The organism is Streptomyces sp. NPDC107562 (assembly GCF_055657325.1).
Window position 1 is genome coordinate 95,402 of sequence record NZ_JBVKBE010000015.1, and the last position, 19,102, is coordinate 114,503.

Below are 19,102 nucleotides of genomic sequence, written 5' to 3' on the forward strand. Positions count from 1 at the left end.
CCCCCGAATTCGCCAACAGCGTCTCGGGGCGGATTCCGGGGGCCTCGTGCTGTAAGTCGGATGGACCAACTCTAGGCAGAGCCATTGTCGGTGGAGTTGTCCGTGCGCTGGCGGCGGGCCATGGCGAAAGCGCCTCCGCCTGCGGCGATCAGAACTCCGGCACCTCCGATCAGCCACGGGGTGGCGTCGGCGCCTGTGTGCGCGAGCGAGCCCGCGGGGGCAGGTGCCGCGGTACTCGATCGGGTCTCGTCGGCTGTCGGGGTAGCCGAGGCGTGCGGAGCCGGGACATCCTCGTCCTCGCCGTGCTGGCCCGGGGAGGGCCTGTCGCTCGGCTTCTCCGTGGGCTTGCCTGCCGGCTTATCCGTGGGTGGCGGGGTGGTGGCGGTCCTGGCGTTGGTGACGGTCACGGTCACGGGGGCGCCCGGCTTGGCCTTGAACTCCTTCGAGGGCTTGTGGATGTCGTAGCCGGAGGGTGCCTTCACCTGCTTGACCCAGAATTCGTTGCCCGTGCCGGAGTTGATGGGTAGCTTGCCGCTGGCCGTGCAATCGGAGCCGGTGGTGAGCATGAGGAGGGTTTTGTCGCCGCTGCCGATGTTGACCGTGGATCCGGCCAGCAGCTTGCCGGTCTCGTCGTCCTTGGCCTGCAGGAGGACCTTGGCGGCCTTAAAGGGGTCGGTGATCGTCAGCCGTGTGGTCGCCCTCGGGGTGACTATGACGTCCTGGTCGGCGACGACCTCGTGGAGCGGGCTGCCGGAGGCCGTCTCCTTGAGCCGGTAAACGCCGGGCGCGAGGTCGGAGAAGATCAGCTTCCCCTGGTCGTCGGTCGTCCCGCGTCCGGCCTCCTGGCCGGCGGAGTCGAGCAGCAGGAACACGGCGCCGGGCAGGGCGTCTCCGGCCGTGTCCTTGGTGGTGATCTCGACGCTGCCCGCGTCCGGGGCCGGCGTCTCGGCTGAGGTCGAGGGGCTCGGTTCGGACGGCTCGGCGCTTGCGGCCGGCGCCCAGGTGAGGGTTCCGGCCGCGGCGACGACGAAGGCGGCGGCGGATCGAACGAGACGTGCGTGCACGAGGAAGAAGACTCCTTGATCGGTCGGGGGTCATCGGGTGCGACCGGTCGTATGGCCGGTGAATGGCATCGCGGGGGCCGGACGGTTGAGTGGCTGCGGGACCCCAGCGGGTGCGACGTAGAGGTGACGACGGGTGTGGAAGGGGATCTGTTTCACGGCCCGGTGCAGCGGTTCGGTGGAGATCAGCGAGGCGGTGAAGGCCGCGGCGAGGGTGGTGGGCGCGGCGGCGGAGAACCGGGCCTGCCAGTGCGGTTCGCTCGGGTATCCGCCCCAGGCGCGCCAGATCGGGCCGTCGGAACCGGTGGTGGCGTACCGGTGGCCCACGCCGCCGAGGCCATCCGGGGGGAGGAAAGTCTGTGTGCCGTCCGTTTTGGCGCTGTGGCTCCAGCCGTGGGTAAGGAGCGGCGTGTACACCTCGTGCGGGGCCGTTGCGTCCTCGAACAGGTGGTCCTTGTCGCTGTGGCGGTCTTCGAGGTACAGGTCGAGCAACTCGGCGTGGACGTCGCGCAGGAGTTCGGCGGGGGTCGTGGCGTCGAAAGTGATCTCCCAGGTCCGTGGGCCGAAGGGGACACGGCCCATGCCGATGGTCCACGTCCCTTGGCCTCGCTCCTCGGGTTTGGGAGCAAAGCGGGTCCACAGCCGGGCGCAGGGGCTGATGGCGAACACCATTCCTTCGAGCCCCTGGTGCAGATGCCAGCCCTCGTCGAAGGGAAAGGGCCAGATCGTCTCCAGGTCTGCTTGGCCGGGACCGGCAAGGTGACGCGGGAGAACCCTCACGGTCTGGGCGGCGTCGAGATCCTTGAAGGGGTCGGAGGGCGGATCGGGCAACACGAAGAGAGGCTCCTGCTGGGTAGCTGGCGCGGGATGCGGGGATCGGGATGAGGATCAGCGGGTGCGGGTGGCCCCGGCGGGGGCGGTCGGGGGGCGGAGTTCTGCGCGACGTGCGACCGGCCGCTTGCTTGGGCGCGGAGGCGGCCCAGGCGCCGGGAAACCAGACGACCGTGTACCGCTCGATGGCATCGCGCAGCCCGGTGGTGACGGCTCCCTCCCACGGGGGCTGCCCGTGCTTGTTGAAGGTGCCGTACTTGTCGCTGAGCCGGGAAGTGTTGTTGGCTTCGTCGCGGCGGTGGAACGTTCCGTGGCCCACGAAGCTGAGCGCCACAGCGTCGATCTCGCCGCGTTCCGGGTGGACGACTGCGACACGCAGCCCGTCAAAGGTGTCTGCGTAGATGGTGTGGGTGAAGTCGATCCGCAGCCGTAGCGGCGTGCCCGGGACGGGAGCGGCGTAGTAGGTGTTGCCCACGACGGCGTGGTCGTGGAAAGGGAGGCACAGCTCGGTGAAGAACTCGGGGGCCTGCAGGGACACGAGGGCTACGTCTCCGGTCGGGGCGGGTTGGGGTCAGCGGCGTGGGCCGGGCAGGGCAGGCCGGCTCGTGGTGCTCCAGCGCGTGACGCTGGCCGCGGGAAGCGCGGCCGGGCGGCGGGACGCGGTGGCCCGCCGGACGTCCAGCGGGGTGGGCGGCGTCGGACTCGGCGGGAGGATCGGAGTGAGCTGGGCGTGGTCCTTGACGTAGCTGTCGGTGTCGTCCCGCCAACGAGGAAGGGGTGCGGGGTCGGCCACGGCGTCGGTCACGGCCCGCAGAAGGGCGGCAGGGGTGTCGGTGCTGGCCGTGGCGTACCAGAAGGGCCGGGCTGAGGAGGTGCCGGCCCACAGGTGCCAGCGAGCGTCGCGGGATTCCAGTTCGATCGCTGGGTCGAGGTTGCCGGTGGTGTACTCCAGCGTGGCGAGCCCGTCGGGTGAGGTGATGGCGAAGGTGCTCGGGTCCGGGCGGTCGAGCTGCCAACCGTGGTTGATGAGTGGGGTGACAGCCAGGAAGGGGTGGTGGTCGAAGCTTCCGGCGAGCGGCCGGGCGAGGTACTGGTCCGGGCCCTGCCGGTATGCCTCGGTGAGGGCGGTGGTGAAGGCGGTGACCAATTCGGTGGGCGCGGCGTCGTTGAAGCAGACGCCCCAGGCCGGTGGGCCGAAGGCGTCCTTGTAGGCGTTGATGCGCCACAGTCCGTCGTCGTCGCCTTCGGGGAGGTATCCGAGGCGGACCTTGCCGTCGGGGGCCGTGAGGTAGGCGTTGCCGAGGTCGTCGTGGTGCAGATCCCAGCCGAGGTCGCGTAGCGGGTCGAGGCCGGGGTCACCGACCGCGGTGGAGCGGGCCAGGTGGCGTGGGGATACGTAGACGTCGCCGTCGATGGTGTCGTGGTCGTCGTGGAGCACTGAATCCTGGGGGAAGGCGGGAGGCGGGTCAGTTCGGGGACTGCAGGGCGGCTGCGAGGTCGGTGGGCCGGCCGGTGTAGTGCAACGTGCGCAGGCCCAGACGGCGGGCGGCGTGGCAATTGTCGGCCCGGTCGTCCACGAAGAGGACGCGGTCGGGGTCGGCGGCGCCGGTGGCGTTCATCGCGTGCTGGTAGGCAACTGGGTGGTCTTGCGGTTGACCGCGACCACCGTGGTGGCGCCGCGGTAGGTGACGCACTCCACGGAGATCTCCGGCCCGTCGAGGAACTCCTCGACGAGCACGCGGGTGCTCTCGGTGCCCTGGCCGGCCGTCCGTTCGGCTGCCCGGTAGGCGGCCGTGAGCTGGCCACGGTCTTCGACGCGGCGCACACCGATGGCACCCGCGTGTGAGGCGGGCTTCAGCACCACGGGATAGCCGATCCGTTCGGCGGCGGCTTCGGCCTCCTGCCGGGTACGCACGCTCACCGAAGCGGCCGAAGGCACGCCGTGGCGGGCGAACAGCGACCGAGCGGTGGCCTTGTTGCGGCACCCCTGCATCACTTCGGGTGCGGTGGTGGACAAGCCGAGCTGGCGAGCGAGGCGGGCGGTCGGGACCACGCTCCACTCGTCCCAGGTCATGACACCGGCGAGGTCGTGGCGTCCGGCCAGGGCCCGGCCCCCCGCCAACAGCGCGGCAGGATCGCTGAGGTCCACGACGGCGTGATCGATGATGTGCGGCTTCTCCCACGACGGTTCGGTGCCGGTGAGCAGCACAACGTCGTAGGCGTCGGCGACCTGCTCAAGGCAGTAGCCGCGGTAGTTCTCATCTCCGGGAGCAACGACAAGTACAACAGGGCGAGCGGACAAGAGGAGATTCTCCGTAGCGAGGGACAGCAGGGCAGGAAAAAAGGGGGGTGTTCAGGCGGCGCGGCGACGGCGCAGCTCGAACGCGTCGGCCCAGTGGGGGTGGTCGTCGATCAGACGGCGGGCGTAGAGAGCGGTGAAGTTGTTGTTCAGCCCGGCGACGCCGTACGGGAGTTGGCGGCGAAGGTCCTCGAAGAGGTCCTTGAGGCTGATCCGGGTGGCACCGGCGGCCAGGCGGCGTGCGGCCATGCGTTCCAGAGCGCGGTATACGTGCGGGTTGCGGGCATCGAAGGCGTGGAACTGCTCGGTGATGGTGCGGCCGGTCGCTCGGTGCGACCCGAGGGCGGCGATGGTCATGAGGGTTATCCACGGGCTGGACACAGCCGGGTCAGGTGCGCAGGGCAGGGTCGGTGCGCAGGCGGGCGAAGGCGCAGAACAGGCCGAGGGTTTGCAGGGCGGCGCACGCGGTGATGACGCGGCCCAGCGCGTCGGGCGGGGTGAGCGCAGTGAGCACGCCGGCGACCGGGAAGGGCAGCAGAAGGATGAGGATGGTGGCCGACAGGGTGCTGCCGAACGCCTCTGGAGGGATCAGTCGGGAGCGCAGGGTGCGCAAGACGACCGCCAGGCCGCCATCGGCCGCCATCAGGACCGCGACCATGACCAGGTAGGACAGGTAGTCGGGGGCCAGGGCGGCGGCGAGACAGGCAAGCGAAGCAATGGCGGAACAGGCGGCTCCCACTGGCCACAGGCCCAGGCGGTCCAGCACGAACCGACAAATGGTGACGGCCGCCAGGGTGGCTGCCGCTGCGGCGGACCACACCAGGCCGACGGCCGTAGTGGACTGCCCGAAGTGCTGGACGACGATCACCGGACCGGCTGCCTGGAGAAGGCCGACAGACAGGTTGGACAGGGTCAGCCCGGCCACCAACCAGCCGAGCGCGGGGAGCGCGCGGATGGTGCGCCACCCCGTGACGAGCCCGGCGCCGGGCCGCCCCTTCGGCGCGCGGGCCGGGGCAACGGGCGAGGACGGTGTGCGCAGGGCGAGCAGCGCAGCGAGCAGCGAGAGCACGGTGACCACTGCGAGCATCGACGGCGGCCCGGCGAGCAGCAGCACGCCGGCGAGCGCCGGTCCGGCCAAGGTCGCGGTCTGGTCGATGCCGAGCAGGACGGCCTGGACACGGTGGGCCCGGGGTCCGGCTCGGCGGCCGGCGGCGGCTCCGGCGGTCTCGGTCGCGATGTAGCTGAACTCGGTGAGCACGCCGGTCGCCGCCGCGAGCACCATCGCTGTCGCGCTCGCCACGGTGCCGGATGGGAAGAGGTACAGGAGCACCGCGCCAGCGGCGAGCGCCAACGCCCGCCCCAGGGAAGCGAGGTGGAAGACCACCGAGGCGCCGCGCCGGTCGACGATCGATCCGGCCCAACCGAACGCAGCCAGGCGCGGGATCCACTCCAGGGCGAAGGCGGCCCCCGTCAGCACGGCGGAACCAGTCGTGGCCAAGACGAGCAACGGGATGCCGTAGGTGGACATCGCGAACGCCAAGGCATCCGCCGTGCGCGGCAGGTAGATGCTGCTTATCAGCCCGGCCGTGTGGCGTGCGTGCCGGGGTGTGACCGCTGCGCTCACGCGGCCCGCTCGGGCTCAGCCCTGGCAACCGGGGGGTTGCTAACCAGCCACTGGACCAGAGACGTGCGGGCACGGGCCAGCTCCTCCTCAGCCTCCACACTGATGGGGCGCACATGGGCCAGAGGGCCGGGGCGGTCGGCATTCCCAGGAGTGAGCGATGGTGCTAGCAGGCCGAGGCCATGCCTGACACGGCTGCTGAATTCGCAGACGGCGGCGGGGACCGAGTGACGCCGCGCCCACCGGGCTAGCGCGTCGTACAGGTCAGCCAGTTCCCGCCCGGATTCGGTCAGTTCCAGGCCGGCGCCGGGCGCGACCCGGACGAGACCGTAGGTGCGGGCCGTGTCGGAGGCGCTTCGCAGCTGGTGCGGGGAGAGGTCGGACAGAGTCCCGGCCAGACGTCGCGGCGGTATGGCGCCGTTGTCGTCGATCTCGGTGACCAGACGGATCAGGGAGCGCGAGGCGAGCACGTCGACAGCGTGGCGCGCTGCGGCAGAGGCGAAGAAGGTGCTCATCGGCGCGTGCCTCCCGCCGGGATGGCTGCCTTCGGGTGGCTGGTCACGGTGTGCGAGAAGAGGTCGCGGTGGTGCCACGCCGGGGACGACCCAACCGCACGAGCGGGTGGCAGCGCTGCGGGCGCCGGCCGTGATGGGCTGCTGACCCACGGCCTCGGCTTGCTCTTGGCCTGCGGCTGGCCCCAGACGGGGTGGTGGGCCGCCTGGTCGAGGGGTTGCCCGGCGGACCAGGCGAAGAGCGTGCCGAAGACGGGGCCCAGGGCGTCGCCGGCGGCGGACAGCCGGTAGGGCCGGCCGTTGCCCTCGGTGTCGGCCAGACCGTCGGCAACGAGCTGGCGCAACGGCGGATAGATGTTGGTCCAGTCGCTGCTGGGCATCACGATCCGGGCCAGAACCCGGCCGCTGACCTCCTCGCGCGACTTGAGCACCCACAGGATGGCAGCGGCGTGGCGCCGGGTGAGCAGGGTGAGGCTGTCCTCGATCTGCTCGATGGCGGCCAGCGGGCGTTCCGCCTTCTCCAAGTGCTCCTCGGCCCAGGTGACGATCATTGGCAGGATCGGCAGCAGGGCAGTGGCTCGCTCGGTGTGGCCGTAGGTCACGTGGCGTGCGGTGTGTTCGGTGCGCTCGACGAGGCCGGCGTCGCACAGTGACTTGAGCTTGGGGTGGAGCTGGCCGTTCTGCAGCCAGGACACCTTGGCTGCCAGTTCGCTGTAGCGCAGCGGCGGGCCGGAAAGGGCCAGCAGGATCCTCACGTTCCAGCGCGGGGTGATCATGGCGAGGGCCTCGGTGACCCGGGCGATGTCGGCGTCGGCATCGGGGGGCAGAGCGGTGATGGCCAAGGGAGAAACTCCTGGGTGAAAGGAAAGGGGGGTTGCCTGGGGGTCAGCGGCTGTGTGCCGCGCTCTGCGCCACCGGGGGCGCGGCCGGAGCAGGCGGCGAGGGAGTCGGCGAGGCAGACGTCGGGGCCGGGGCGCGGGCCAGGCACTGCAGGACGGCGGCAACCGACTTGGCCTGGATTTCGCGGATGGCGACGGCTTCGGCGAGCCGGCGGGTACCGTCGAGGAGGTGGGAGACCTCGTGCGGGCCGATCTGCCGCTCGGGGTGGATGAGACGGGCGAGGTGATCGCGGTGGAAGTCGATGCTGCGCTCGGCCACGGCGAGGGCGTCGTGCATGCCGAGCAGGGCGGAGAGCATGCCGGGTGGCTGGTCCTGTGCATGGGCCTCGAGGTCGGCGAGCGGTGCGCCGTACAGGTCCTCGATCCGTCCGGCTATGTCGGTGGACGTGAGGTGGGGCAATCGGGGGCTTTCACGGTCGGCGGGCCCGGGCCGCCCCGGCACGCTGGGGTGCCGGAGCGGCAGACGGGGGCAGGGTGGCGGTGGCCCTGAGCTGTGCCGTAGGGACAGGCCGGGCCTGCTGGGCAGGCGGGGGCATGGTGCGCAGCAGCTCGCCGAGGGCGGCGCGGTAGCCGTCGCGGGCCTCCAGTGCTGCTTCCAGCCACTGCGCGTCGAAGCGGAGCTTGTCCGCCGACAGTTCGTCCATGTCACGGTCGGGATTCATGTCGGCGTGGACACGGTCGCGGACGCGGGCGTCCTGCTCCTCGGTGAGCGCCAGGAACGAGCACAGCTCCAGAGCGCGGCGAATGCGGGCGGAGCATCGTGGCCGGAAGCCGCCTCGTACAGCTCGGGGACCGGGTTGCCGAAGACCTTCTGCAGGTCGGTGTCCATGGTGCTGGCCTTGTCCCGGCTCATCGGGTGGACCTTGCCGGCCGCCATGCCGACGCCGGCGCGGGTGTCCCTGCGGGACGGTGGGGAGCGTTGGTCGGCACAGCCGGGCCGCTTCGGGGCCGGAGGCGGGCCAGGCGCTCTGCGGCGAGGTCCTTCTTGCCCGGAGCGTCCGGGTCGAGTAGCCATCGCACGACCATGGCCCGGCCGTCGCGGGTGGTGACGGCTGCGTTCACCCGGTGGGCGAGGCCCATCGTCGGGTCGTCGGCCTCGCTGGGCTGGGTCTGCAGGGCCGCGAGGAGGTCGTCCTCCGCGCGCTCCAGCACGGACTGGGCCTCGACGAGAAGGCCGTGCCACTTGACGACGTCGGTGGCGTCGGGGTTCGCGGTCGGAGCGGCGGCGACCGCGGCCTTCAGCTGGTCCATGCCCATGTTGAAGCGGGCCTCGATCCGCTCGGTGAGCACGCCCACGACATCCGCAGACTCATCGGATATGCCGTCAGTCAAAAGGGATCTCCTGTTCTGGAAAGGCAGATGCCTGGGGAATGCGAGGGGCGGCTGTACTCGGCGCCCCCGCCGCTGAGCGGGACGTGCTGGATCCGGTCAGTCCAGGCAGATGCGGACGTCGCGGTAGACGTACGTGCCGGAGACCCAACCCTTGACGCCGGTCGTCTTGTCCGTGATGTAGAGCCAGTTGCCGCTCTTCTTGGACACGCTGAACTTGTGGCTCTTGTAGAGCACGCCGAGCGCGGTGGACTTCGAGCTGGCCTTGGACCGGATGGTCCCGGCCTTGGCGTGCACCGCGTACGGGAGCGGCGGCAGGTTGTGGCAGCTCATGGCAGGAGTGGCGGTTGCTGCGGGGGGTACGGTCGCGGCGCTGGCGGGGGTGGCGGACAGCGCCGGCAGCGCGAGCGCGCCGAGCATCGCCGCAGATATGGCAATTCGGGTGGAGCGCATGCGGAAGAAACCTCCGTGAAGGCACAGGGAATGCGAGGAAGAGGCCGCAGGAGTTGTCCCGGCGGCTGTAAGAGTCCGGAGAATCGCCGGTTTGGCTAACCGGCGATCGTCGGCTATGTTGCGCCGCCCGCGACTGGAATAGCGCTCAGCGAGAACGACCGGGCGGGCGCGGGGCAGGGCCCTTCGCTACACCTGCCGGGCGGCTGGCGGCGGCTGCCGGGCGGACCGGCGGGAGCGGCCCGGCCTTGCCGGTGAGGCGGTCCTCGCACCACTGCAGGGCTTCGCCCACCGTGTCGAAGCCGCTCTCGCGCAGGGTGTGTGTCCAGGCGTCGGTGTCGACCTCTTCGACCACAACGCGAAACGGTGACGGGGCGCACTCGTCCATGGCGCGCAGGACCACCACGACGACCATGTCTTCCGGGTCGTCACGGGTGTAGGAGTAGCCCATGGCGTAGTGGTCGCCGTTGCCGGCGAGACGTCGCTCCAGCGCTCGCGTGGCCTCGTCCGCCGGTGGTGGTCCCAGCTCGGGGTCGAGGTCGATGGCGTCGGGCGGGCAGCCGCGGTGGATGAGCCAGGACTGCGCCATCGCGGGCAACGGCAGCGGAGCCTGCTCGAAGCTGAACGTCTGCTTTTCGTAGTCCCGTTGCAGATACACGGCGAGCACCTGGGGCATGCCGGGGCGTCCCCAGGTCGCGGTGCGGTCGAACAGGACGTAGTAGCTCTGCGGCCCGTCGTGGTGTTGGGCGAGGGGGACGAGCATGTCCTCGCAAACGCCGACCTGGCGGTAGAAGTCGAGGTACCTCTCCTCGTCGGCGTCGAGGTCGTCCAGGTCGAAGTCGACTTGAGGGATGGGCTTCCGGACCGGCGCCGGTTCGGTGGGAGACAACAAGGGGCCTTTCGGTGGAGTTCAGCGCCGCTGCGCCGGAGTTGACGGCGATGCGCTCGGGCGAGCCGGGCTCTTCGGCGCATGCGTCGGAGGAGTCCTGCGGGCGTCCAGCAGTGCGGCTCGTCCGACGTCGGTGAGGGAGACGGGCTGGCTGGCGTGCACAGGGTGGCTGGTGTCCCGGATAGTCAGGCCAGCGCGTTCCAGCTGCTGCATCTGGGGATAGGGGATGCGGGTGCCGGAGGAGGCGGTCACGGACAGTCGGCCTGTCAGCAGGTGTTTGTGGAGCGCACCGCCAGCGATGGCGAGCAGTGCCGCCCGGTCGTCAGTCGAGAGCCGTCCAACATCGGGCGTCGATGCTGCGGCGGCGGCCTCAATGGGCTCCAGGGCGGCGAGCACCTTTTGGGCGGCGGCGTCGCGCGCGTCGGCGGCTTCCTCCAGCTGGTCCACGGTGCGGTCGATACGTGCGAAGAGAGCGCCGTCGACAGGGAACTCACCGCTCGTGAGCCGGTTGAGCAGCTTGAGGTAGAAGGTGACGCCGATCTGGGCGTTGGCCAGGGTGCGATGCCGGTCGACCAGCTGGGCGTGCGGGTCGTCGAGGACGCCGCGGTCGCGGTAGGCCCACAGGGTGTCGATGTCGTGGCCGGTGACCGCTTCGCGGCGGTGGTCGAGCTGCGTGACCGCACGCCGGGCGGGTGTCGGCGCGGCTTGAGGGGGCATGGGCGACGCTCCGTGCGTTCAGCGGGTGGGATGGTGCGCGGGGTTGAGTGCGGGACGGGGCAGACCCGGCAGTGCAGCAGGCGGCGGACCGGGCCGGGGCACGGGAGCACGGGTGGCCAACTGCGGGGAACGCGAGCGGGCCGCGTGCGTCCGAGCGCTCAGCGGGCGGCGGGTCATCCCCAGGCGGCGGCCGACCTCGTCGTAGACGTCGTTGCCCGCACGCGGCCGGATCGCGACGACGTGGATCTCCTTTGGGTGGGCGGATTCCGCGGGCGCCGGGCGGACGCCGTAGACGACGCGCCAGTCCTTGCGGCGGTCCACGAACAGCTTCCGGAATCCCTCCAGGTCGCCGTCGAGGCGCTGTCCGAAGCGCTGCGCGTTCACGACATCCTGCAGGTAGGCAAGGGTGAGGTCACGGATATCGCTGGGGGCCTGGAGGAGATCGGTCAGCGCGCGAGGGTCGAAGCTCAGGGCAAACGCGGGCTGTCCCGCTCCCGCGCTCATGGCGTCGGCTCGCCCGGCTCGGCAGTGCCGACGCCATCCGCCGTGGCCGCCGTCTCGGTGCGCACGGACGGCGGCGGGCCGGGCAGGAGACGGTGCGCGGGCCGGTCGGGGGAGGTCATGCAGGCCGACAGCGGTCCGCCCGGCACGCGGATCGCGGCGACAGCGTGGGTGAGGAAGTCCCGGTGCCACACGAACAGCCCGGAGAGCCCAGCTTCGGGGTCCCTGTGCTGCTGATAGGCGAGCCACAGGGCGTGGAGCCAGGCCACGACGTCGTCGTGTTCCTGCCACTGCAGGCACCAAGGCGCCGCGGTGGTGACCTCCGCCCCGTAGACCGGGAGGAAGAAGTCGTCGACCCAGTCCGAGAGGGCGTCGAGTTCGTCTTCCCGTTCCTCCCCGTCGAGTTCCAGGATCGGGCGGGGCTCCGGCGGAGCGGCGGCCGGAGGCCCGCCGAGTCCCGGCATGCCGAACGCGGCGAACGGTGACCCGCTCGGCGCCGGCGCGGAGGCGAGGTGGTCGAGCTGCTGAGCCTGTTGCGCCGACTGCTCCATGAGCCGCCGCACGCTCGCCTCGATTCCCTCCAGCTGCGGATCCGGAATGCGAACCGGTTCCAACTCGCCATCGTCAGAGGGCTTTGCGGATTCGGACATTGAAAGTTCGGCCTCCTACGAGACGCGGGATAAGAGAAGGGCGAAAGCGTCCTGCACGGGCGGACGGCGAAATCCCACGTCCGATCCGGCGGTGCTCCGCCAGAGGCTCAGCAGGGAGCAGGTTGCGTTGGCGGCAGGAGAGGACCCGGATCAGGTTGCGAGAACCACGTCGTCCCTGGTGAGGGTTGCGCGGATCGTCTCGGTGAGCCGGTCGGCCGCGATCGACGCGTAGTGCTCGGTCTTCTCCACGCCGATGAAGTCCCGGCCCTCCAGCAGGGCGGCGACGCCCGTGGAGCCGGAGCCGGCACAGAAATCGAGGACCGTGCCGCCCTCGGGGCTGATCTTGACCAGCTCGCGCATCACCTCGACCGGCTTCTGCGTGATGTGCTGGCGCTTGGACCCCGAGGGCTGCGAAGCCGAGTACATACCCGGCAGGTAGACCGGGTTCCGGGAGCTGTCGATCGGCCCCTTGGACGCCCAGACGATGAATTCACAGTTCTGGGTGAACCGACCCTTCTGGGGCCTGGCCTGCGGCTTATGCCAGGCCAGCACACCCCGCCACAGCCACCCGGCCGCCTGAATAGCGTCCGTGGTCGTGGGCAGTTGACGCCAGTCGGTGAACAGCAACGCGGTCCCGCCGGTCTTCGTCAGCCGGTGGGCCTCAGTCATGATCTGCGTCAGCCAAAAGCCGTAGGAGCGCTGATCCATGTTCTCGCCGGTGAAGTCGGCAAGATCATTCTTGGAATCGGCGGAGGTGTACTTCTGCTTCGCGGAGCGCGTGGTGCGCTCCTTCGCGGTCCGGCCGCCGCTGTTGTACGGCGGGTCGGTGATGACGGAGTCGACGCAGGCGTCCGGGAGACCGGAGAGAACGGCCAGAGCGTCGCCCTGGTGCAGGGAAAAAGTCAAAGAGGAACCCCAATTCGGGTGCGGAAACGCGGATGGAGACCCCGCCTCGTACAGGAGTCCCGGACCGGAAATGGGCATGCAGAAGCCCATGGCCACAGGCGGAGGAAGGCGAGGGGGAGTCCAAAAACTGTAGAGCCGAATCCGCCGACGAACAAGAAGTGCCGTGCAGAGGTGCCGGTCTCCGGCACCTCACGCCGAACTTTTTGGTCAACCGCCGATCCGCGCCTACTGTTTTTGAACGCCCGGCGCACACCGCCGCTGGCTACTCCCGTGCCACACCTTACGGAGGTACCCCCTGCCCCGGCATACCTAGCTCACGGCACGGCCACACACGGAGCGAGCGGCAACTCGCCCCCACCGGCCCGCCTCCGATCGCCCACCCTGGCCGCCGCGCCCTTCCACCACGCCTCGCGCGCGCGGCACGCCGGACACCGCACCCCTCAAGGAGCCGTTCATGACGTCTCGCTACCCATCCATGCCCGAAACCGCTGACCGGCGAGCGGTCCGCTCAGGTTGAAGGCGCTCGCCGCCGGCATCGGCGTCGTCTTCCTCTCCCCGATCCTGATCGCCGGCACCGGCATGATGCTGGCCTCCTCCGCCGACGCCGTGCAAAGCAGCGGCTCCTTCAGCGGCTGCCTGACCGACATCGACAGCGACAAGGTCGCCGAGCAGGTAACCAAGATCCTCGACGGCGCCTACGGCAAAGACGTGCACGTCGAAGGCTTGGACTTGCCCGCCGAGCAGGTCCCGAATGCCCAGACGATCGTGGCCGTGGGCCTCTCACTTGATGTCCCCAAAAAGGGACAGATCATCGCGCTCGCCACGGCGATGCAGGAGAGCCGCCTGCGCAACCTCAACTACGGCGACCGTGACTCCCTCGGTCTCTTCCAGCAGCGTCCCTCCCAGGGTTGGGGCAGCGCCCAGCAGATCCGTGATCCGGTCTACGCCTCCGAGCAGTTCTACAAGCGCTTGCTCAAGGTGGACGGCTGGCAGCAGATGACCGTCACCGAGGCTGCCCAAGCCGTGCAGAAGTCCGGTCTCCCGGACGCCTACGCGCAGTGGGAAAGCCTGGCCACCGCGCTGCAGAGCGCCATCGCCAAGACCTTCCCCGGCGCCGGCGACGCGGATGGCAAGGACACGAACCAGGGCGAGAAGCCTTCGACCAGCACGACCGGCTGCGCGCCAGGCCAGGACGGGTCAGGCTTCGGCCGTATCCCCGAAGGGAGCGTTCCCAAGGGCTACTCGATCCCCAAGAACGCCAATCCGAAGGCACGTAAGGCCATCGAGTGGGCGATGCACCAGCTCGGCACGCTCTACCAGTGGGGCGGATCCTGCACGAACGCGCACGGCCCCGACCCCATGGGCCGCTGTGACTGCTCCAGCCTGATGCAGCAGGCGTACGCCCATGTCGGCATCACGCTCACCCGCACCACGTACACGCAGGTCAACGAGGGCAAGGCCGTCTCCCCGTCGAAGCTCCAGCCCGGCGACCTGATCTTCAGCCGCGGCACCGCCGCACGACCCGAGCACGTCGGCATGTACATGGGCGAGGGCCTCGTGATCGAGGCGCCGCGCACCACCAAACCGGTCCGGATCACACCGATCAAGGACTGGGACATTCTCGCCGCCCGCCGCGTCCTCTGATCCCAGTCAGCCCGCAGTCCCGCGAGCCGCCGTCGCCAGGACCTCGCCTTTGGTCTGCCCGATAGCCGAACGCGGAGGCCAACCCCCTCCGCGCTCGCCGTCTCGCCCGGCGAACCGCCCAGCAGGACGAGGCGAACGGCCCACTCTCTATCTCCCTACCCCCGGAGCATCCACGTGACCATCCCCTCCCGCGTTTGGCGCGCCCTCGCGGCCAGCTCGATCGGCCTCGCAGTCGCCGCCGGTGGCCTGGCCAGCGCCTCCACAGCCCAGGCGTATGACACCGGCCACACGACGATCTCGTGCAAGGCGGTCAAGGTCCACAAGGATCCGTCGAAGAAGTCCGCCGTCGTGGGCATCGCCTACCGGCACGACAAGGTCGCCTACAACCAGTTCGCGTACAAGCGCGCAGAGAAGACCTGGTACACCCTCGGCGCGGTGACCCGGAAGTCCGACGGCAAGAAGATCCGCGGATACATGATCTACGACTGCGCCAACCCGTACGAGTCGAACCCGGCGCCGAAGCCGCCGATTCCCAGGTAGCGCGCCCCGACAGCCCTCCCTGGCCCGAGCAGAACAGGCGGCTTGGAAGCCACGCTCCGGCCCGAGGAGCGGGCTCTCCCCGCCTCTGCCCGGCGCAGCTCCGGGCAAGCCGCCGCTGCGGCCCCTTTCGCGCCCCGAGCGCACGTCCCCCTCCGCTTCGCTTTTCCCGCCGGCCCTCACATGGCCCGCGTATGCAAGGAGCCCGCCACACCTATGTCCGTCCCTCTCGCAGACCGCGTCATACAGCTCGCCTACGACCCAGGAATTTCGCCCAAGGGCGGCGGGTTGCCTGGCCTCGCCGTGCTGAAGAACGTGGTCAACAGCATCAACATGTTCGGGATCATCGCCGTCGTCGGCGCGCTCGCTGTCTCGCTCGGCGTATGGGCCTGGGGCCACCACACCGGTGGGCACCAGGCCGAGGCCAACGGGAAGAAGGGTGCCGTCGTCGCCGCCGGCGCCGCCCTCGGTCTGGGTGCCGCGAACGGCATCGTGGCCTTCTTCTCCAGCCTGGGATCGCAGGTCCACTGATGCGGAAACGCTTCCCTTCCTCTTCGCTGTCCTCGTACGGCTCGGGCTGGACGACGAACCAGCGCATCGCGATCGGCGCCACCGTTGTCGCCGTTCTGCTTGCCCTCGCCGGGGTCGTCGCCCTGCTGACCGGCGGTGGCAACGGCCACGAGACTCCCGATGCCGCGCCACCGGCTCCCACGGGCGGCCCGTCCCACTCCGAGACTGCTCCCAAGCCTTCCTCCGGGTCCGGGTCGGTGCCCAAGCCGCCACAGATCGCCGAGCCGGTCGCCTACGCCAAGGCAGCGGCTCAGATGCTCTGGTCCTACGACACCCGCGACACCAGCCGTGACCAGCAACTCGCTGGCATGCGCGCCTGGATGACCACCGAGACCAAGTACGCCGACTGGACCTCGGTCGCCGGCCAGGTCCCCGACCCGGTGCTGTGGTCGCGGATGGCCGACCAGGACCAGCACGCCACCGCCCACATCACCGAGGGCCACTACCCCGGCGCGTTCAAACAGGCGCTGGCCGAGGATCCGTCCGCGATCACCGAGGCGTACATCTACGTCGTCACCGTCAACGGCAAGCAGGCCCTCAGTTGGAAGCAGGGCGGCGGCGGAGCCGAGGAACGCGCCGTGACCCTCGCCGTGCAGTGCCGCCCGAACCACGACTGCACCCTGGCCGCCATCGCCCCGAGCGTCACGCAGTGACCCGCGCCTGAGACACGAAAGGAGGAGTAACTCCTCGTGGGCTTCTGTGATTTCCCCTTGGCGGACAAGCTGTGCGCCGTCGGCGACGCGGTGGATTTCGCCTCGGACCCCGGCAAAGCCATCGGTGACTGGATGGCGAAGTCCGCCGGTGAACTGGCGGCCGCAGCTGCCGACCTGGCCGCCGAGGCCGTCAACACCACCACCAAGGTCGATCTGAACGCCGGGTGGTTCCGCGACAACTACGAAATGCTGTTGCCGCTGGGCCTGGTCCTGCTGGTCGCCACCTTCTGCGCGCAACTGGTCCGGGCCGCCATTAGACGCGACGGACAAGCCCTCACCCAAGCATTCACTGGCACCGCGTCCGGAGTCCTGTTCGCCTTCTGCGCCATCGCCCTGACCACAGTCGCCATCGAGGTCGTGGACGCCGTCAGCGACGGCCTGTTCAAAGCCGCACACCTGGACCTCGAATCGGCCGTGCGCCGCGTGGTAAAGGTCAGCCAAATCGGGGCACTGTCCGGTCTCGGCTGGCTCGTCCCGGTCGTCACCGGCCTCGGCGCCGCCATCGGCGCCTTCCTCTACTGGTGCGTGATGGTGGTCCGCAAGGTCGGCATCCTCGTCATGGTCACCCTCGCGGTCTTCGCCTCCGCCGGCGGCGGCTGGGAAGTCGCCCGACGCTGGCGCAAGGGCTGGATCGAAGCCACCGCCACCCTCGTCGTCAGCAAACTCTTGATGACCGTGATCTTCGTGCTCGGCATAGCCGCCATGGGCAAGACCGAAGCCAAGGACGGCATCGCCGCGCTCGCCGACGTCATGTCCGGCATCGTGATCATGCTCCTGGTGCTGCTGTGCCCGTACGCCGTCTTCAAGTTCGTGCACTGGGCAGCCGACAGCACTGACGGCGAGTCCATCCACCGCACGGGCGGCGCCGGGGCACAGATCGCGAAGGCCCACGCCGAGAAGGCCGCCCGCAAGGCCGCCGCAGCTGCGGCCACCGCCGGAACCGGTGGGGCCGCAGCCGGATCGCGCGCCGCACCGCAGGGTCCCGATGCGGGCGGAGGATTCCCCGGCGACGTCGCCGCCAACCTGACCGGCGGAGGCGCAGAAGGCAAGGACGGTGCGCAGGGCGGCGGAACGGGAGGCTCGCCCGGCGGCGATGCCGTCAAGTCTGGCCTAGAGAAGGCCGTCCAGCCCGCGCCAACCAGCGTGTCCGACGACACCAGCGGCCAGGTGGGAGGCAGCCCCGGCCCAGGCGGATCCGGCGCGAATGCCGCGTCCGGCCAGGGCGGCGGATGGCAGACCACTCCGCCGACGACGACACCGCCTCCGCAGGGCGCACCCCCGTCCTCCGGCTCACAGAACGCCGCGTCGAGCGGGTCGGCTCCGCCGCCGCCTTCGACCGGCCTCTGACCCCTGCCCGACTCCCGGGGGCGGGACGTGCACACCACCTCCCGCCCCCGGACTCCACCCGCGCCACCAGGACCCGCCCCCATGACTGATCCTTCTGTCGCCCCGGTCACGGTGAAGTTCCCACACCGGAGCCGCCGCGGCATCCTCCTCGGCCTCTCCCTGCCTCAACTCGTCCTCGTCTCCTGCACGCTGGCCCTGCTGCTGATGACGGTGATCTCCACCGGACTGCTCGGCGCCCTCGCCCTGGCACCGCTGTGGGCGGCATCCGGTGCACTGGTCGCAATCCGCCGGCACGGCCGCTCCCTCATCGACTGGGCACCGATCGTCACCCGGTACGCGCACCGCCGCCGCACCGGCCAGGCCCTCTGGCTCGCCCGGCCCGTCACCCGGCCCCGACAGGACGGCATCCTCCATCTGCCCGGCGCCGCCGCTTCCCTCAAGGTCGTCACCCCCGGCGATTCCGCCAACGGAGCTGCGGCCGTCCACGACCCGCACCAGCAGACCCTGACCGCCATCGCCCGCGTCAGCAGCCGTGCTTTCGCCCTCCTCGACCCGGCCACCCATAACCACAACGTGAGCAGCTGGGGGCGCGCGCTGGCAGGCATCGCCCGCAACGGGCACGTCGCCACCGTGCAGGTGCTGGAGCGCACCGTGCCCGACAGCGGTGACACGCTCACCCGCCACTGGACCCAGAACGGGCAGCCCCAGGCCCCCGTCGCCGGACAGGTCTACTCCGAACTGGTCGCCTCAGCCGGACCGGCCGCCGCCCCGCACGAGACCTACCTCGCCATCTCCCTCGACCTCAAGGCCGCCCGGCGCCTGATCAACCAAGCCGGCGGAGGACTGCCCGGGGCGTTCACCGTCATGCAGCAGACCACCGCCTCCATCGCCCAGGCCGCCCGCAACGCCGGCCTGATGGTCACCGGATGGCTAAGCGCGCGGGAGATCGCCGCCGTCATCCGCACCGCCTACGACCCGAAGGCGCTCGCCGCGCTCCAGCAGTGGTCCGAGACCGGCCGTGCCGAGGCCGACCCTGCAGCAGGCGGTCCCGTCGTGCAGTTCGAGGAGTACGACCGCCTCGCCACCGACAGCGCGCGGCACGCGACGTACTGGGTGGAGAACTGGCCGCGCACCGAGATGGGGGCCGGGTTCCTGCACGGGATCATGTTCACGGCCGGCGTGCGCCGCAGCCTCTCCCTTGTTTACGTGCCGCAGGGGCTCGAGTCCGCACTGCGGGACGTCCAGCGCAAGAAGGTCGCGATCATCGCCGACGCCAACGAGCGCGCCCGCCGCGGACAGGTCGACTCCGAAGAGGATTCCGTCGAGTACGCCGACGTCAAGACCCGCGAACGCCAGCTCATCGCCGGGCACGCGGACGTGGCCCTCACCGGCCTGGTCACCGTCACCGCCGAGACCGACGCCCTCCTGGACGCCGCCTGCGCACAGATCGAGACCCACGCCGTCACCTCCGGCGTCGACCTCCGCAGACTCAACTACCAGCAGCCGGACGCCTTCGCCCTCTCCGCGCTCCCACTCGCCCGCACCGCCCTGTGAACCAGCAGCTCCCGTGCACGCCCTGGCCCACTGCACTCCGGATCACCCGCGACGGAACACCCGTCGCCGCCC

At 70.3% G+C, this 19,102-nt stretch carries 22 protein-coding genes and 3 pseudogenes; 7 read left to right on the forward strand and 18 right to left on the reverse strand.

The genetic code is table 11. From position 1 onward, the window contains the following. Nucleotides 1-71: 71 nt before the first annotated feature. Together ACZ7LV_RS31840 and ACZ7LV_RS31845 are read right to left on the reverse strand one after the other, a co-directional pair. Nucleotides 72-1,064: an MSCRAMM family protein gene (locus ACZ7LV_RS31840; RefSeq protein ID WP_471944462.1), complete on the reverse strand. Its 993-nt coding sequence runs from the start codon at nt 1,062-1,064 to the stop codon at nt 72-74. A 30-nt stretch (nt 1,065-1,094) separates the two neighbouring features. Continuing rightward, entirely contained in the window at nt 1,095-1,895 is an 801-nt protein-coding gene (locus ACZ7LV_RS31845; protein WP_471944464.1) for an SPDY domain-containing protein, read from the reverse strand. Nucleotides 1,896-2,127: 232 nt separating this feature from the next. On the opposite strand from ACZ7LV_RS31845, the gene ACZ7LV_RS31850 reads away from it, so the two are divergent. Further along, nucleotides 2,128-2,325 carry a hypothetical protein gene (locus ACZ7LV_RS31850; RefSeq protein WP_471944466.1) on the forward strand — a complete coding sequence of 66 codons (198 nt, stop codon included), beginning with the start codon at nt 2,128-2,130 and terminating at the stop codon, nt 2,323-2,325. 138 nt (nt 2,326-2,463) lie between these two features. Here ACZ7LV_RS31850 and ACZ7LV_RS31855 read toward each other — a convergent pair whose 3' ends face one another. The 16 genes and pseudogenes from ACZ7LV_RS31855 to ACZ7LV_RS31930 all read right to left on the reverse strand — a co-directional run bounded on the left by ACZ7LV_RS31855 (nt 2,464) and on the right by ACZ7LV_RS31930 (nt 12,665). Next, the gene (locus ACZ7LV_RS31855; protein ID WP_471944468.1) at nt 2,464-3,330 is read right to left on the reverse strand and encodes an SPDY domain-containing protein; all 867 of its coding nucleotides are present in this window, start codon (nt 3,328-3,330) and stop codon (nt 2,464-2,466) included. 28 nt (nt 3,331-3,358) lie between these two features. Beyond that, a pseudogene (locus tag ACZ7LV_RS31860) lies at nt 3,359-3,532 on the reverse strand (HAD-IA family hydrolase); the annotation flags it as partial. Continuing rightward, a pseudogene (locus tag ACZ7LV_RS31865) lies at nt 3,523-4,194 on the reverse strand (ATP-grasp domain-containing protein); the annotation flags it as partial. The pseudogenes ACZ7LV_RS31865 and ACZ7LV_RS31860, both read right to left, overlap by 10 nt. A 51-nt stretch (nt 4,195-4,245) precedes the next feature. Next, nucleotides 4,246-4,548 carry a hypothetical protein gene (locus ACZ7LV_RS31870; protein WP_251100332.1) on the reverse strand — a complete coding sequence of 101 codons (303 nt, stop codon included), beginning with the start codon at nt 4,546-4,548 and terminating at the stop codon, nt 4,246-4,248. 31 nt (nt 4,549-4,579) lie between these two features. Beyond that, nucleotides 4,580-5,815 carry an MFS transporter gene (locus tag ACZ7LV_RS31875; RefSeq protein ID WP_471944470.1) on the reverse strand — a complete coding sequence of 412 codons (1,236 nt, stop codon included), beginning with the start codon at nt 5,813-5,815 and terminating at the stop codon, nt 4,580-4,582. Beyond that, a complete protein-coding gene (locus ACZ7LV_RS31880; protein WP_471944472.1) occupies nt 5,812-6,327 on the reverse strand; it encodes a regulator in 516 nt (171 codons plus the stop codon). Before ACZ7LV_RS31880 ends, ACZ7LV_RS31875 begins: the two co-directional genes overlap by 4 nt. Then, nucleotides 6,324-7,166, reverse strand: a complete 843-nt coding sequence (locus tag ACZ7LV_RS31885; protein WP_471944474.1) for a winged helix-turn-helix transcriptional regulator — start codon at nt 7,164-7,166, stop codon at nt 6,324-6,326. Before ACZ7LV_RS31885 ends, ACZ7LV_RS31880 begins: the two co-directional genes overlap by 4 nt. A gap of 43 nt (nt 7,167-7,209) precedes the next feature. Then, nucleotides 7,210-7,623, reverse strand: a complete 414-nt coding sequence (locus tag ACZ7LV_RS31890; protein ID WP_471944476.1) for a hypothetical protein — start codon at nt 7,621-7,623, stop codon at nt 7,210-7,212. A 10-nt stretch (nt 7,624-7,633) separates the two neighbouring features. Beyond that, a pseudogene (locus tag ACZ7LV_RS31895) lies at nt 7,634-8,076 on the reverse strand (hypothetical protein). Then, nucleotides 8,073-8,555, reverse strand: a complete 483-nt coding sequence (locus ACZ7LV_RS31900; protein WP_471944477.1) for a hypothetical protein — start codon at nt 8,553-8,555, stop codon at nt 8,073-8,075. The pseudogene ACZ7LV_RS31895 and the gene ACZ7LV_RS31900 overlap by 4 nt, the downstream one beginning before the upstream one ends. Before the next feature lie 96 nt (nt 8,556-8,651). Beyond that, nucleotides 8,652-9,005, reverse strand: coding sequence for an SH3 domain-containing protein (locus tag ACZ7LV_RS31905; protein ID WP_471944479.1), 354 nt, complete (start codon nt 9,003-9,005; stop codon nt 8,652-8,654). A 145-nt stretch (nt 9,006-9,150) separates the two neighbouring features. Then, nucleotides 9,151-9,894 carry a hypothetical protein gene (locus ACZ7LV_RS31910; RefSeq protein ID WP_471944481.1) on the reverse strand — a complete coding sequence of 248 codons (744 nt, stop codon included), beginning with the start codon at nt 9,892-9,894 and terminating at the stop codon, nt 9,151-9,153. 18 nt (nt 9,895-9,912) lie between these two features. Beyond that, nucleotides 9,913-10,608 carry a hypothetical protein gene (locus tag ACZ7LV_RS31915; RefSeq protein ID WP_471944483.1) on the reverse strand — a complete coding sequence of 232 codons (696 nt, stop codon included), beginning with the start codon at nt 10,606-10,608 and terminating at the stop codon, nt 9,913-9,915. An 18-nt stretch (nt 10,609-10,626) separates the two neighbouring features. After that, nucleotides 10,627-11,112 (reverse strand): hypothetical protein, encoded by a 486-nt coding sequence (locus ACZ7LV_RS31920; RefSeq protein WP_471944485.1) that lies wholly within the window; start codon nt 11,110-11,112, stop codon nt 10,627-10,629. Beyond that, a complete protein-coding gene (locus ACZ7LV_RS31925) occupies nt 11,109-11,660 on the reverse strand; it encodes a DUF4913 domain-containing protein (protein WP_471944633.1) in 552 nt (183 codons plus the stop codon). The genes ACZ7LV_RS31920 and ACZ7LV_RS31925 overlap by 4 nt, the downstream gene beginning before the upstream one ends. Before the next feature lie 249 nt (nt 11,661-11,909). Continuing rightward, a complete protein-coding gene (locus tag ACZ7LV_RS31930) occupies nt 11,910-12,665 on the reverse strand; it encodes a DNA-methyltransferase (protein ID WP_471944487.1) in 756 nt (251 codons plus the stop codon). A 513-nt stretch (nt 12,666-13,178) separates the two neighbouring features. On the opposite strand from ACZ7LV_RS31930, the gene ACZ7LV_RS31935 reads away from it, so the two are divergent. The 6 genes from ACZ7LV_RS31935 to ACZ7LV_RS31960 all read left to right on the forward strand — a co-directional run bounded on the left by ACZ7LV_RS31935 (nt 13,179) and on the right by ACZ7LV_RS31960 (nt 19,030). After that, nucleotides 13,179-14,309 carry a C40 family peptidase gene (locus ACZ7LV_RS31935; RefSeq protein ID WP_471944489.1) on the forward strand — a complete coding sequence of 377 codons (1,131 nt, stop codon included), beginning with the start codon at nt 13,179-13,181 and terminating at the stop codon, nt 14,307-14,309. Between the two features lie 174 nt (nt 14,310-14,483). Continuing rightward, a complete protein-coding gene (locus tag ACZ7LV_RS31940) occupies nt 14,484-14,849 on the forward strand; it encodes a hypothetical protein (RefSeq protein ID WP_471944491.1) in 366 nt (121 codons plus the stop codon). Nucleotides 14,850-15,062: 213 nt separating this feature from the next. Further along, nucleotides 15,063-15,377 carry a DUF6112 family protein gene (locus ACZ7LV_RS31945; RefSeq protein WP_471944493.1) on the forward strand — a complete coding sequence of 105 codons (315 nt, stop codon included), beginning with the start codon at nt 15,063-15,065 and terminating at the stop codon, nt 15,375-15,377. Continuing rightward, nucleotides 15,377-16,069, forward strand: a complete 693-nt coding sequence (locus ACZ7LV_RS31950; RefSeq protein WP_471944495.1) for a hypothetical protein — start codon at nt 15,377-15,379, stop codon at nt 16,067-16,069. Before ACZ7LV_RS31945 ends, ACZ7LV_RS31950 begins: the two co-directional genes overlap by 1 nt. A 36-nt stretch (nt 16,070-16,105) precedes the next feature. After that, a complete protein-coding gene (locus tag ACZ7LV_RS31955; protein WP_471944497.1) occupies nt 16,106-17,476 on the forward strand; it encodes an SCO6881 family protein in 1,371 nt (456 codons plus the stop codon). An 81-nt stretch (nt 17,477-17,557) separates the two neighbouring features. Further along, entirely contained in the window at nt 17,558-19,030 is a 1,473-nt protein-coding gene (locus ACZ7LV_RS31960; protein WP_471944499.1) for an SCO6880 family protein, read from the forward strand. The last annotated feature ends 72 nt before the right edge of the window (nt 19,031-19,102 follow it).

What these genes read in the sequence shown, in the direction of transcription:
- ACZ7LV_RS31950 (WP_471944495.1), top strand. Translation starts at nt 15,377, where the DNA reads ATGCGGAAACGCTTCCCTTCCTCTTCGCTGTCCTCGTACGGCTCGGGC.
- ACZ7LV_RS31915 (WP_471944483.1), bottom strand. Translation starts at nt 10,608, where the DNA reads ATGCCCCCTCAAGCCGCGCCGACACCCGCCCGGCGTGCGGTCACGCAG.
- ACZ7LV_RS31960 (WP_471944499.1), top strand. Translation starts at nt 17,558, where the DNA reads ATGACTGATCCTTCTGTCGCCCCGGTCACGGTGAAGTTCCCACACCGG.
- ACZ7LV_RS31905 (WP_471944479.1), bottom strand. Translation starts at nt 9,005, where the DNA reads ATGCGCTCCACCCGAATTGCCATATCTGCGGCGATGCTCGGCGCGCTC.
- ACZ7LV_RS31945 (WP_471944493.1), top strand. Translation starts at nt 15,063, where the DNA reads ATGTCCGTCCCTCTCGCAGACCGCGTCATACAGCTCGCCTACGACCCA.
- ACZ7LV_RS31880 (WP_471944472.1), bottom strand. Translation starts at nt 6,327, where the DNA reads ATGAGCACCTTCTTCGCCTCTGCCGCAGCGCGCCACGCTGTCGACGTG.
- ACZ7LV_RS31920 (WP_471944485.1), bottom strand. Translation starts at nt 11,112, where the DNA reads ATGAGCGCGGGAGCGGGACAGCCCGCGTTTGCCCTGAGCTTCGACCCT.
- ACZ7LV_RS31870 (WP_251100332.1), bottom strand. Translation starts at nt 4,548, where the DNA reads ATGACCATCGCCGCCCTCGGGTCGCACCGAGCGACCGGCCGCACCATC.
- ACZ7LV_RS31925 (WP_471944633.1), bottom strand. Translation starts at nt 11,660, where the DNA reads ATGGAGCAGTCGGCGCAACAGGCTCAGCAGCTCGACCACCTCGCCTCC.